Source organism: Herbaspirillum lusitanum (assembly GCF_046025995.1).
GTDB lineage: Bacteria > Pseudomonadota > Gammaproteobacteria > Burkholderiales > Burkholderiaceae_D > Herbaspirillum > Herbaspirillum lusitanum_A.
This window is the reverse complement of record NZ_JAQQFM010000009.1, coordinates 63,582-75,977: the sequence shown is the minus strand read 5'-3', so window position 1 is coordinate 75,977 and position 12,396 is coordinate 63,582. Positions and strand designations below refer to the sequence as shown.

Annotated in this window: 13 protein-coding genes; 3 read left to right on the top strand and 10 right to left on the bottom strand. The window is 60.1% G+C overall.

All coding sequences use genetic code 11. The features are described from left to right. Positions 1–238 precede the first annotated feature (238 nt). The 4 genes from PQR62_RS19990 to PQR62_RS19975 all read right to left on the bottom strand — a co-directional run bounded on the left by PQR62_RS19990 (position 239) and on the right by PQR62_RS19975 (position 3,122). On the bottom strand, positions 239–958 hold the full coding sequence (locus PQR62_RS19990) for an MlaA family lipoprotein (protein ID WP_408159783.1): 720 nt from the start codon (positions 956–958) through the stop codon (positions 239–241). Further along, a complete protein-coding gene (gene mlaD / locus PQR62_RS19985; protein WP_408159782.1) occupies positions 955–1,431 on the bottom strand; it encodes an outer membrane lipid asymmetry maintenance protein MlaD in 477 nt (158 codons plus the stop codon). The genes PQR62_RS19990 and mlaD overlap by 4 nt, the downstream gene beginning before the upstream one ends. Before the next feature lie 105 nt (positions 1,432–1,536). Continuing rightward, the gene (mlaE, locus tag PQR62_RS19980) at positions 1,537–2,316 is read right to left on the bottom strand and encodes a lipid asymmetry maintenance ABC transporter permease subunit MlaE (RefSeq protein ID WP_408159781.1); all 780 of its coding nucleotides are present in this window, start codon (positions 2,314–2,316) and stop codon (positions 1,537–1,539) included. Continuing rightward, positions 2,313–3,122 (bottom strand): ABC transporter ATP-binding protein, encoded by an 810-nt coding sequence (locus PQR62_RS19975; protein WP_408159780.1) that lies wholly within the window; start codon positions 3,120–3,122, stop codon positions 2,313–2,315. The genes mlaE and PQR62_RS19975 overlap by 4 nt, the downstream gene beginning before the upstream one ends. A gap of 415 nt (positions 3,123–3,537) precedes the next feature. Between PQR62_RS19975 and ychF the strand changes: the two genes are divergently transcribed. The 3 genes from ychF (at position 3,538) to PQR62_RS19960 (ending at position 7,319) form a co-directional block, all read left to right on the top strand. After that, positions 3,538–4,629 (top strand): redox-regulated ATPase YchF, encoded by a 1,092-nt coding sequence (ychF, locus tag PQR62_RS19970; protein WP_408159779.1) that lies wholly within the window; start codon positions 3,538–3,540, stop codon positions 4,627–4,629. Positions 4,630–4,890: 261 nt separating this feature from the next. Beyond that, positions 4,891–5,790 carry a class I SAM-dependent methyltransferase gene (locus tag PQR62_RS19965; protein WP_408159778.1) on the top strand — a complete coding sequence of 300 codons (900 nt, stop codon included), beginning with the start codon at positions 4,891–4,893 and terminating at the stop codon, positions 5,788–5,790. Between the two features lie 392 nt (positions 5,791–6,182). Continuing rightward, positions 6,183–7,319, top strand: a complete 1,137-nt coding sequence (locus tag PQR62_RS19960) for a GGDEF domain-containing protein (protein ID WP_408159961.1) — start codon at positions 6,183–6,185, stop codon at positions 7,317–7,319. Between the two features lie 41 nt (positions 7,320–7,360). On the opposite strand, the gene PQR62_RS19955 is transcribed toward PQR62_RS19960, so the two are convergent. From PQR62_RS19955 to PQR62_RS19930, 6 genes are all read right to left on the bottom strand, one after another. Then, positions 7,361–8,248 carry a DMT family transporter gene (locus PQR62_RS19955; RefSeq protein WP_408159777.1) on the bottom strand — a complete coding sequence of 296 codons (888 nt, stop codon included), beginning with the start codon at positions 8,246–8,248 and terminating at the stop codon, positions 7,361–7,363. Between the two features lie 317 nt (positions 8,249–8,565). Continuing rightward, positions 8,566–8,826, bottom strand: a complete 261-nt coding sequence (locus PQR62_RS19950; protein ID WP_408159776.1) for a YfhL family 4Fe-4S dicluster ferredoxin — start codon at positions 8,824–8,826, stop codon at positions 8,566–8,568. 168 nt (positions 8,827–8,994) lie between these two features. Continuing rightward, entirely contained in the window at positions 8,995–9,486 is a 492-nt protein-coding gene (coaD, locus tag PQR62_RS19945) for a pantetheine-phosphate adenylyltransferase (RefSeq protein WP_408159775.1), read from the bottom strand. Positions 9,487–9,523: 37 nt separating this feature from the next. Continuing rightward, positions 9,524–10,237 (bottom strand): 16S rRNA (guanine(966)-N(2))-methyltransferase RsmD, encoded by a 714-nt coding sequence (rsmD, locus tag PQR62_RS19940; protein WP_408159774.1) that lies wholly within the window; start codon positions 10,235–10,237, stop codon positions 9,524–9,526. Between the two features lie 8 nt (positions 10,238–10,245). After that, positions 10,246–11,652, bottom strand: a complete 1,407-nt coding sequence (locus PQR62_RS19935; RefSeq protein WP_408159773.1) for a M16 family metallopeptidase — start codon at positions 11,650–11,652, stop codon at positions 10,246–10,248. A gap of 73 nt (positions 11,653–11,725) precedes the next feature. Next, complete coding sequence (locus PQR62_RS19930; RefSeq protein ID WP_408159771.1) at positions 11,726–12,370, bottom strand: nucleotide-binding protein; 645 nt, start codon at positions 12,368–12,370, stop codon at positions 11,726–11,728. Positions 12,371–12,396 lie beyond the last annotated feature (26 nt).

Here is a 12,396-nt window from a genome sequence, read left to right as displayed (position 1 = left end):
AAGCGGATTCAGATCAGGTTCCATCGCCGTCACAGACGGCTACGGGTGTTACAGATTGTGCGATTTGCTGCGAATTCAAGAGCGTCGGGCGCAGCCCCGATCTGGCGGCTGGGGCGCCCTGCCCGGTTTCATATGCTCGGCATCGGACACCGCCTGATGCTCAGCTATGTCACCGAAAAACTGACCACGATGAAACGGCACAGAACCGTCTCATCGCGTGTTGCTGTCGGCTCAGGCCTTAAGGCTTGATCGACTCTTCCTTGCTTTCCGGCTTGTTGCTACCGCCGGCGCCTTCGATTTGCGATTGACGACGCTGCAGATATGCATCGCGCACAAAGTCGTATTTATCCAGTGCAGCATCTTCCAGCAAGGTCGACGCATCCAGCAGTTGGGCGCGACGATCCACGATGCGAATCACGCTGCCGACATTGCGCCAGCGAGTAGGACGCTTGTAGCTCCACAGGTCGCCGTAGAAATCGGCCGGCAGACCGGCGGTATCGCGCACGGTGGACGGGCCGAGCAGCGGCAGCACCACGTAAGGGCCGGAGGCCACGCCCCACTTGCCCAGCGTCTGACCGAAGTCGGAGCGCTCACGCGTCAGACGCGCTTCGCTGGCGACGTCCAGCACACCGCCCAGACCGAAGGTGGTGTTGACTGCCACGCGCATGAAAGTGCTCACGCCGCGTTCGACGCGACCTTGCAGAATCTGGTTGATCGAGGACCACAGGTCGCCGATATTGCCGAAGAAGTTGCCGATACCGGTTTGCACGAAACTTGGCGTGATGGTGTCATAGGCCTGTGCGGCAGGCTTCAGGGCCACCTGATCGACGGTGTCGTTGAAGCTGAACATCGCGCGGTTGAAGCCTTCGAGCGGATCGTTAGGATTGTTGTTGGTGGCGCAGCCGGTCAAAGCTGCTGCTGCCAGTGTGAATGCGCCTAGGCGTGCCGCGTATTTCATTTTGAATCATCCTTTCCCTCGGCCGCCTTGCTATAGAGAAACTGACCGATCAGGTTCTCCAGAACAATTGCCGACTGTGTCATTTTTATATTGTCGCCTGCTGCCAGGTTCTTCGTGTCGCCGCCCGGTTCGATGCCGATGTACTGCTCGCCCAGCAAGCCGGAGGTCAGAATCTTGGCCGAACTGTCTTTCGGAAACTTGTAGCTGTCGTTCATGTTCATCGCGACCGATGCGCGGAAGGTGTTGTCGTCGAACGAAATCGAATCGACGCGGCCCACCACCACGCCGGCGCTCTTGACCGCTGCACGTGCCTTCAGTCCACCGATATTATCGAACTTGGCTGTGACGGTGTAAGTTTTCTGCCCGAAGGAAAGCGAGCTCATGTTGCCGGCTTTGAGTGCCAGAAAGATCAGCGCCGCGACGCCCAGCAGCACAAAAATTCCAACCCATGCGTCCAATGATTTTCTTTGCATATCTTTGCCTTCTCATTCAAGACGACGCCGGCAGATGCCGGCCACGTCAATTGTTCTTCTGTTTCGGTGCTGCTGATGCTTGCTGCCTGCTACTTGCGGCCTGCTTCAGGTAAACATCAAGGCCGTCAGCAGGAAATCCAGACCCAGCACCAGCAGCGAAGCGATCACCACGGTACGGGTTGTCGCGCGCGCCACGCCCTCCGGTGTCGGCTTGGCTTCGTAGCCCTGATACAGCGCAACGAAGGTGACCGCAACCCCGAACACCACACTCTTGAGCACGCCGTTGGCGATGTCGGCCCAGACATCCACGCCGCCCTGCATCTGTGACCAGAACGCGCCTTCATCGACGCCCAGCATCTGCACGCCGACCACATAGCCGCCCATCACACCGACCGCGCTAAAGATGGCAGCCAGCACCGGCATGGCGATCACGCCCGCCCAGAAACGCGGTGCAACCACGCGTTGCAGCGGATTGACGGCCATCATTTCCATCGCCGACAACTGCTCGCCGGCTTTCATTAAACCGATCTCGGCGGTCAGCGAAGTGCCGGCGCGGCCGGCAAACAGCAAGGCCGTCACCACCGGACCCAGCTCACGCGTCAGCGACAGCGCCACCAGCAAGCCCAGCGCCTGTTCCGAGCCGTATTTATTCAGTGTGTAATACCCTTGCAGACCCAGCACAAAACCGACGAAAAGGCCCGACACCGCAATGATCACCAGCGAGTAATTGCCGATGAAATGGATCTGGTCGGTAATCAGGCGCGGACGACGCAACAAACCGAAGGAAGACGCGAGCACGTTCCAGAACATGCGTGTTGCAAAACCGATGCCGGTGACGAATTCACGCAGCGAGGCGCCCAGCGCACTCAAGAGATTGATGATCATGGGCGCCCCCCCGAACCCAGCCCGAGATCGTCGGCCAGCGACTTGCCCGGATAGTGGAAAGGCACCGGGCCATCGGCCTCGGCGTGCACGAACTGCTTCACGTAAGGATCCTGGGACACGCGCATTTCAGCCGGCGTACCCTGCGCTACGACCTTGCCTTGCGACAGGAAGTACACATAGTCGGCGATGCCGAAGGATTCATTGACATCGTGCGAAACCAGGATAGAAGTGGAACCCAGCGCGTCGTTGAGACGACGAATCAGATTGGCGGTGACGCCCATGGAAATCGGATCGAGTCCGGCGAACGGCTCGTCGTACATGATCAGAGAAGGATCAAGCGCGATCGCGCGCGCCAGCGCCACACGGCGCGCCATGCCGCCGGAGATCTCGGACGGTTTCAGTTGCGCGGCATTGCGCAGGCCGACCGCATTGAGCTTCATCAGCACCAGATCGCGGATCAGCTCGGGCGCCAGATCAGTATGTTCATTCAGGGGGAAAGCGACATTCTCGAACACGGTCATGTCGGTAAACAGTGCGCCGTTCTGAAACAGCATGCCCATCTTGCGGCGCAACAGATAGAGATCGCGGGTATTAAGCGTCGGCACGTTCTGGCCGCCCACATTCACGCTGCCTTCTTGCGGGGTCAACTGACCGCCGATCAGACGCAGAATGGTAGTCTTGCCTGAGCCCGAGCCGCCCATGACCGCAATCACCTTGCCGCGCGGAAAATCCATGTGGAGACCCGACAGGATCGGGCGATCGCCATAACGGAAGTGCAGGTCTCGGATTTCGACGATATTTGGCAAGGCTTCTTCTATTAGTCTTCTGAAAAGCGACATTGTAGAGCAAATTTGCAAATTACTTTCGAGTCAGCAATAGTCATTGTCAATCTTGTACAACGCTTAGATGATTTTTTTCACAGATGGAAACAAAATCGCTACAAGTTGACAGCGGATCGCGTGAGAGCCCGAAAGCGTAATTAAGCGATAAGTTGATTAAAGAAAGCCTGACGACTTGCCCTCCCTCCAAACGAGAAGCACAGCCGGCGCACCGCCGCATCGGTCAATCCTCAGCAAGCTCGGGCAATTGACTGCCAATTTCCGCTCAACGCCTCCCAATTACGCCTGAGCCGCCCACAATCGCCGAAAAGCATGAAGCCGAAGCTAGGGTAAGTCCGGCCGGCTTGATACAATGGCGCTTTTGCTTTCGAAAGATTTTGTCATGAGCCTCAAATGCGGCATTGTCGGCTTGCCGAACGTCGGTAAATCGACCCTGTTCAATGCACTGACCAAGGCGGGTATTGCCGCTGAGAACTATCCGTTCTGCACCATCGAGCCCAACGTCGGCATGGTGGAAGTGCCGGATCCGCGCCTGCAGGCGCTGGCAGAAATCGTCAAGCCGGAGCGCATCCTGCCGGCCACCGTTGAATTCGTCGACATCGCCGGCCTGGTGGCTGGCGCCTCCAAGGGCGAAGGTCTGGGCAATCAATTCCTGTCGCACATCCGCGAAACCGATGCCATCGTCAACGTGGTGCGCTGCTTTGAAGACCCGAACGTGATCCACGTGGCCGGCAAGGTCAGCCCGCTGGACGACATCGCCGTGATCCAGACCGAACTGGCGCTGGCCGACATGGGCACCGTCGAAAAAGCCATCCACCGCGAACAGAAAAAAGCCCGCTCGGGCGACAAGGACGCCGCCAAGCTGGTGGCGCTGCTGGAACGCATCATGCCGGCGCTGGACGATGCCAAGCCGGTGCGCGCACTGGGTCTGGACGCCGAAGAAATGGCGCTGATCAAGCCGCTGTGCCTGATCACCGCCAAGCCGGCCATGTATGTGGCCAACGTCTCCGACTCCGGCTTCACCAATAACCCGCTGCTGGACCTGCTGACCGGCTACGCCAAAGAACAAGGCGCACCGATCGTCGCCATCTGCGCCGCCATCGAAGCTGAAATCGCCGACCTCGAAGATGCCGACAAGGAAGTCTTCCTGGCCGACATGGGCATGGAAGAGCCTGGCCTGGATCGCCTGATCCGCGCCGGCTTCAAGCTGCTCGGCCTGCAGACCTACTTCACCGCCGGCGTCAAGGAAGTGCGCGCCTGGACCGTCCCGGTCGGCGCCACCGGCCCGCAAGCCGCCGGCGTGATTCACACCGACTTCGAACGCGGCTTCATCCGCGCCCAGACCATCGCCTATGAAGACTACATCGCCTTCAAGGGCGAAACAGGCGCCAAGGAAGCCGGCAAGATGCGCGCCGAAGGCAAGGAATACATCGTCAAGGATGGCGATGTCATGAATTTCCTGTTCAACGTCTAAGCAGTCATTTTGCGGCCGGCATACCCGGCAAGCAGAATCAAAAGAGCTGCCTGATCAGGCGGCTCTTTTATTTTCCGCCGGCAAATTACCTCAACGCCAGGGGCGCAGGCGCAGCGGCCGCCGCGTCTCGCCATCCGCTGGTAAAATCGCGCTCTTCCCCCATTCACTCGCCGGCTTTCAAATCCGGCGCCGGATGCAGTCAATCCCGAGTCGCAGCGCAGATAACACGGCGCGCGCTCCAACCGATCCCGCAGCAAGCATATGAGCAAGACGAGCGAACGCCCCTCGGGGCAGCGAAAAAACAAGGGCAAGGAAAAAGACGATGGCCAGGCGAATGCGCTGGCCTCTGAAATCCGTCCCGGCCAATCGATAGAACTGCTCAAGGAGCTGCACATCCTGACGCGCGACGGCAAGTTGAATCAGGACAGCCGCCGCAAACTCAAACAGGTGTATCACCTGTATCAGTTCATCGAGCCGCTGCTGCAGGAGGTGCGCCAGCATCATCCCGACATCAGCCTGGTCGATCACGGCGCCGGCAAGTCCTATCTGGGCTTCATTCTGTACGACCTGTTCTTCAAGGCGCTCGACGGTGCGCCGCGCATCTACGGCATCGAGACGCGTGAAGAGCTGGTGCAAAAGTCACAGGCGCTGGCCACGCAGCTCAACTTCCCGGGCATGTCTTTCCTCAATCTCTCGGTAGCAGATTCGACCGAGTCGGATCTGCTGCCGGCCAGGATCGACGTCGTCACGGCGCTGCACGCTTGCGACACCGCGACCGACGACGCGATTCATTTCGCTCTGAAGAAGCAGGCGCAATTCATCGTGCTGGTGCCGTGCTGCCAGGCCGAAGTGGCGTCGGTATTGAACCGCAACAAGGGCAAGTCGCTCGCCAATTCGCTCACCGAAATCTGGCGCCATCCGCTGCATACGCGCGAATTCGGCAGCCAGGTCACCAATGTGCTGCGCTGCCTGCAACTGGAAGCGCACGGCTACAAGGTCAGCGTGACCGAGCTGGTGGGCTGGGAACATTCGATGAAAAACGAGCTGATCATCGCGCAGTATCGCGACCTGCCGCGCCGCAAGCCGGGCGAGCGCTTGCAGGAAGTCCTGCGCACGCTGGGGCTGGAAGAAATGGGTGAGCGTTTCTTCGCTCAGGTCTGAAGCGGACTTCAAACTCATACCCAAAAGCGCGCCTGATCGGAGGAATGCGGCAAGGATAGTGACTGCACAATGGAACAAATCTTGCGTGTTGCAGGCACGTCATATGCGCCTGTTAAGCTGCGTACGCTGAAACTGGTCAGACGGCTCGCCATTGACGCACGATCGGTGCATGCCTGGCGCATGACACGCAGAAGATGTACAGACGCAAATGTCTGTACATAGATGGCGCAGCAAGGGCGATGACATGTCAGGGGTGACATGGCCGTGCAACGAACGCGACAGGCTTTGACAAGCGCGTATCGACTGCACAGGAATAATCGCGGCATCGCGAACATCGGAATTCGGATTGGTTTTAAATCGGGGGAGGGCCGGTTGCAGGACCGGTAATGCATATGACATCCGCTGTCGAAACAGAAATTCTGCTGGCTGATAATCAGCAATTGCGATCTGAATTGCAAGACTTGCTGGAACAGGCGCACATCAATCAATCCATCATCGAACGCCATCAGGCTTTCGACCTGCAGCTGATCAGCGCCAGCGAATTCCGCGAGCTGATCGAAACCATGCTGGTGGCCATGCCCGGCACCTTCAACCTGGAATGCGTGACGCTGTCGCTGCTGGATCAGGACTACGCGATCCAGCGCATCCTGCGCGATCTGCAGATCGGCCTGCTGGAGTTCCGCAACCTGCTGTTTCTGCCGGCCAGGATAGGCTTACCCGCCAGCGAACATCCGGAACAACCGTATCTGGGTGAATATCAGGCGGCGACTCACGCGCCCCTGTTTCCGCATTACCTGCCGGCCAGCGTCGCCATTCTGCCGCTGACGCGCCAGAATCGCCTGCTCGGTTATCTGTCGCTGGGCAGCGCCCATGCCGAACGCTTTACGCCGCAAATGGCGACCGACTTCATCCGCCGCCTGGCGACAGTGGTGGCGATCTGCCTGGAAAACGTGATCAACAACGAGCGCCTCAAGCACATCGGCCTGACCGATCCGCTGACCGGCGTCAACAACCGTCGCTACATCGAGCAGCGTCTGTATGAAGAGGTGGCGCGCGGTCAACGCGAACGTTCCTCGCTGTCCTGTCTGTTCATCGACATCGACCACTTCAAGCGCGTCAACGATCAGTACGGCCATCAGAGCGGCGACGATGTCTTGCGTGAAGTGGCGCTGCGCATCAAGCGCGAGTTGCGCCTGTCGGACGCGCTGGGCCGTTTCGGCGGCGAAGAATTCGTGGTGCTGCTGACGCATGCCACGCTGGAAGACGCCGCCCGCATCGCTGAACGCATCCGCGCCGGCATTTGCAATTCGTCTATCACCATCGAAGGCGCGGAAGGCGGCTTGCTGATCACCGCCTCCATCGGCGCCGCCGCGCTGACCCCGCCGGATCGCACACGCTCGGCGGAAGATCTGAAACAGACGCTGTTGAAACAGGCCGACCAGGCCTTGTATCAGGCCAAGGAAAGCGGACGCAATCGCGTGATGCTGGCCATTCCCGGCAGCGAAGCGCTCACACCGCAACAGGCCTGAGCCTGGCGCCGGCCGGCGTTCTCTATTGATCAGCTCATTGCTCAGGCCGTCGCCGCTTGCGGCCGTTTGTCCCGGATCAGCCACGGCGTGGCAATGATCAGCACACCGCCGATCAGATCCTGCGGCCGCAATTCTGCAGCGCCCAGCAGCCATGCCGAGAAGGTGGCGATCAGAATCTCGATCAGCATCAGCACCGCCGTGATATTGGCCGGCAGGCGCGAGACGCCGTATTGCATCGCCAGGTTGGAAATCAGAAACAGCACCGACCACAGCCCCAGAATCGGCCATGCCGCCGACGGCACCTGCAACGGCCAGTCAATCATGCCGAAGCCCGCGCACAACACGCCCAGCAAGGTCGCCAGCGTCGCGCCGCCGCCCAGCATGGCGATGGCGCGCACGCTGTCAGAAACGCCATGCAAGCGGCGCAGCAGCACGTTGTTGACTGCCAGCGCCAACCCGCCGAGCACCGCCGCCCAATCCGAGATGCTGTGCGGCAGCGGCACACCCAGTTCCGGACGGTACAACACGATCATCGCACCGCACAGGCACACGGCGATGCGTGCCAGCGCGCGTGGCGTGACCGGCTCGTGCAGCATGAGGCGCGCCAGAATCACGGTCCAGATCGGCATCAGATAAAACAGCAGAATCACGCGCACCACGTCGCCAAAGGCGATCGCACCATTGAAGCAGCTGTTGGCCGCGCCCGCCGCCAGCGCGACGTACAGCAGCTCGGGATGGCCGCGCATCTCGCGCAGCACATTGCGCTTGATCAGCAGCAGCCACAACGAACAGCAGATGAAGATGGCGGCAGTCGACCACAGCGGATGGATGCCCATGGCCTGCAGCGATTTGAAGGCGGTCCACGACAATCCCCAGATGGTCGTGTTGAGCAGCAAGGCGCCCACGGCGGGCTTGGGTAGGTGTTGCATAAGTCCAATCTGGCGGGCGCCGACGCGTGGTCGGCAACGCATTCACATTTCAATCAGCAGAAAATCAGCCGCGCATAAGCAGCATGGTCTTTGACGAGCCCGCAGGCTGGCAGAGACGTCTTTCATTTTTATCGATGCATGCGCGAACGGCATTGCGGGCTGGCAATAGCCGCTATCAGCTCCGGCGTATCGCGCGCGCATCGCAATCTGCGCAAATTCAGCGAGGCTCGTCGATGAGGTTTTAACGAAAATGCGCGCGCCATGAAAAAAGCCGGCGATGCCGGCTTATGGAACGGGCGCTGCTACGAAACGAGAAATCAGACTGTCTTGCTCTCGGCCTGCAGTTTCTCGTACTTGCTCATCAATTGTTCCGGGCTTTCGCGCCAGGCCGGATCGAAGGGAATGCAACTGACCGGGCACACCTGCTGACACTGCGGCTCATTGAAGTGGCCGACGCATTCGGTGCATTTACCGGGGTCGATCTCATAGATCAGGGGCCCCATGTAAATCGCCTCGTTCGGACACTCCGGTTCGCACACGTCGCAATTGATGCAATCGTCGGTGATCATCAATGCCATACGACCTCCTTTGCGAATGCCTTGCCGGCTACGTTGCTGACCGCCTGCGGCACCCACGCCAAAACTTTCATTCCCGCCATCCCTGCAAAGAACTTGCCCTGCTTCAGATTACTTGTTCACGCCACATTGTATTCAGCTGCCGATGCCGTGATCGGCACCGGGCAGCCCTCATTCGCTTGCGATCTTGCTCATTTTTTCCTTCAGCCACTTTTCGACCGAAGGGAACACGAACTTGGACACATCACCGCCCAGCAAGGCGATCTCGCGCACGATCGTGCCCGATATGAACTGATATTGATCCGACGGCGTAAGAAACAAGGTTTCGACGTCCGGCAACAGATAGCGGTTCATGCCGGCCATCTGAAATTCGTATTCAAAGTCGGACACCGCGCGCAGACCGCGCACAATCACGCGCGCATTGTTTTGCCGCACGAAGTCCTTCAACAGCCCGGAAAAACTTTCCACCTGTACGTTCGGATAATGCCCCAGTACTTCGTTAGCGATCGACAAACGCTCTTCGAGCGAGAAAAACGGTTTCTTGTTTTTGCTATCCGCTACGCCGACCACCAACTTGTCAAACAACCCGGAAGCGCGGCGGACCAGGTCTTCATGGCCCCGCGTCAACGGATCGAATGTTCCTGGATAAACAGCTGTCACCATCGGTGTCTCCTCACCAGCAATTCAATCAGAACGCGCATTATGCCTGAATTTGCGGGGCGCTCTTGCGTTGCAATAAATGGTAGAACACCATCCCGGCCTTGTCGGCGCGCAACACTTGCCAGTCTTCCATCCAGGCCGGCGCGTCCTCGCCGTCCAGCGGGTATTCGGCCTCGGCATAGACCAGCCCTGCCGGCGCCAGCAATTGCGCGCAGAGCGGCAAGATCCTGGGCAGCCATTCCTGCTGATAGGGCGGGTCGACAAAGATCAGCTGAAAACCCGGATTGCCGCTGCGCAGCGTCAGATTGCGGGCGATCGCGTAGGCATCGCCGCGCTGCACCAGCACCGCATCGGCCTTGAGTTTTTCGCGCACGGTTTCAAGCTGGCGCAACGCCGGCGTGTGCTGCTCGACCATGATCACCTGACGCGCGCCGCGGCTGGCGGCTTCGAAGCCGAGCGCGCCGGTGCCGGCAAACAGATCGAGGCAGTTCACGCCATCCCAGTCGCCGTCCAGCAAATGCGTCAGCCAGTTGAATACCGTTTCGCGCACGCGATCCGGCGTCGGCCGCAAACCTTCAGCGTTGAGCACCGGCAACGGCGTGCGTTTCCATTGGCCGCCGATGATGCGCACCTGCTGCGGGCCGTTCTTCGACGCAGTGTCCTTGGCGGTTTTGGCGCCGCCGCTCTTGGCGCCGGACTTTGGGGAGGCGTCCTTCTGTTCTTTCACGGAACGCTCGATTTCTTGCCTGCTCATCTGCGACCTCATTTTGACGTCGCCTTGGTTGTTGCCTTAGATGCGGCTGTAGTTGCGGCTGAACCTGCTGTGCCGCCTTCGGGTGCAGCCTCTTCGCCGGGCGCACCAACGATCACGGTGGCCATGCGATCGACCAGCACATGACGCTTGAAGGCGGCGCGGATATCCGCCACGCTGACCTTGGCCACCTGCTCGGTCCAGTGATCCAGATAATCCAGCGGCAAGCCGTAGTAGCCGATCACCGCCATGTTTTCCAGAATCTTGCGATTGTTGTCGATGCGCAGCGCAAAGCCGCCGATCAGATTGTCCTTGGCGCCTTTCAGCTCATCGCGCGTCGGGCCTTCGTTCAGATACTTGTTCAGCGTGTCGCGCACCACCTGCAAGGCTTGCTGGGTCTGCTCCTTCTTGGTCTGCAGGCCGATCTGGAACGGCCCCGGCTGCGCCATCGGCGAGAAGCCGCTGTAGACGCCGTAAGTCAGCGCGCGCTTTTCGCGCACTTCATTGGTCAGACGCGAGGCAAAACCGCCGCCGCCCAGAATGTAGTTGCCCACGGTCAAGGGGAAGAAATCCGGATCGCCGCGCTTCAATGCCGGCAGGCCGATCAGAATGTGCGACTGCGACGCCGGGTGCGCAATGCGCTGTTCGCTGGCCGCCGGCAAACTCACTTCCGGCAGCGCCGGCAAGGGCGCGCCCTGCGGCAGAGCGGCCGTCAGTTGACGCGCAATGGCATCGGCCTCGGCGCGGGTGAGGTCGCCGATCATGGCGATCACGGCGCGATTGGCGACGTAGTACTGACGATGAAAGTTCACCAGATCATCGCGGGTGATGGCTTGCACTGAGGCTTCGCTGGCGCTGAAGGCGTAAGGATGCTTGCCGTACAACGCCGCCATGAAGGCCTTTTCGGCAATCGCTTCAGGCTTGGTTTCGGCCTCGCGGATATCGGAAATCGCCAGCGCCTTGTCGCGCTCGAGGGCGGCCTGCGGGAAGCTCGGTTGCGACAGCACACGCGCCAGCAGGCTCAACGCAGTCTGCCGTTCGGTCAGCGACGACAAGCTGCGCAGGCTGACGCCGGCGCGGTCATCGCCGGCACCGCCGCCGCGCTCTGCGGCGACGTCGGCAAAGCCGTCCAGAATCTGCGCCTCGCTCAGCGCCGGCGCACTGCCCTCAGCCGCCACGCCGTGCGTGAGCATGACATTGGTCAGTGCGGCCAGACCGGCCTTGCCCTGCGGATCGCGTCGCTCGCCGGCATCGAATTGCACGCTGACATCCAGCATCGGGATAGCATGATTGGAAACGAACAGCACCCGCGCGCCATTCGGCAGACTCCAGGATTCGATGTTGAGCGCGGCCTGGGCCGGCGCTGCAGCACTCAGGACGCCGGCAAAAACGGCGATTGCGACAAAATATTTTTTCATATGCATCTATACAGATTAGAGATGTGCCGGTGGCGATCACGAGGATGCCGCCGCCCGGCACATCCGGGAGAATTCAATGATCAAGCTTGACCGGCGCCTTATCGACCCAGTCGAGAATCGGCTGCCATTGATCCAGATCGCGCTGCACGCGCGACACTGCAATGTCCCACAGCGTCAATCCGTGCGCGGCAAGCTGCACGTAATTCTGGGTGTCGCGCAAATAGCCCAGCACCGGCAGATTCAGGCCTTCAATAAAGCGATGCAACTGCTCCGCTGAACGGGTACGTGCGTCAACCCGCATGCCGACGATGCCGACATCGATCTCACCCTGCCGCACGGCCTTTTCTTCAGCCAGCCGGCGCAGAAAATCCTGGGTCGCCAGGATGTCGAAGATCGACGGCTGCAGCGGCACCAGCACCTTGTCGGCCAGCTTCAGAGCATCGTTCAGGCGCCAGCCGTGCAAGCCGGCCGGCGTATCCAGCACCACATGGCTGGTGCCCTTGGGCGGTTTGGCGATGTGGTCTTCACTGACCTCCCAGGTGGCAATCGCAGGCGCCGCCGACGGCCTGATATTCAGCCATGCACGCGCCGACTGCTGGCGATCGATATCGCCCAGCAACACAGCGTGGCCGCGATTGGCAAAATAACCGGCCAGGTTGGTGGACAAAGTGCTCTTGCCCACGCCGCCCTTGGGGTTGGCAACGACGATGACTGGCATGTTTCCTCCGGGAAGAACAGCAGAAA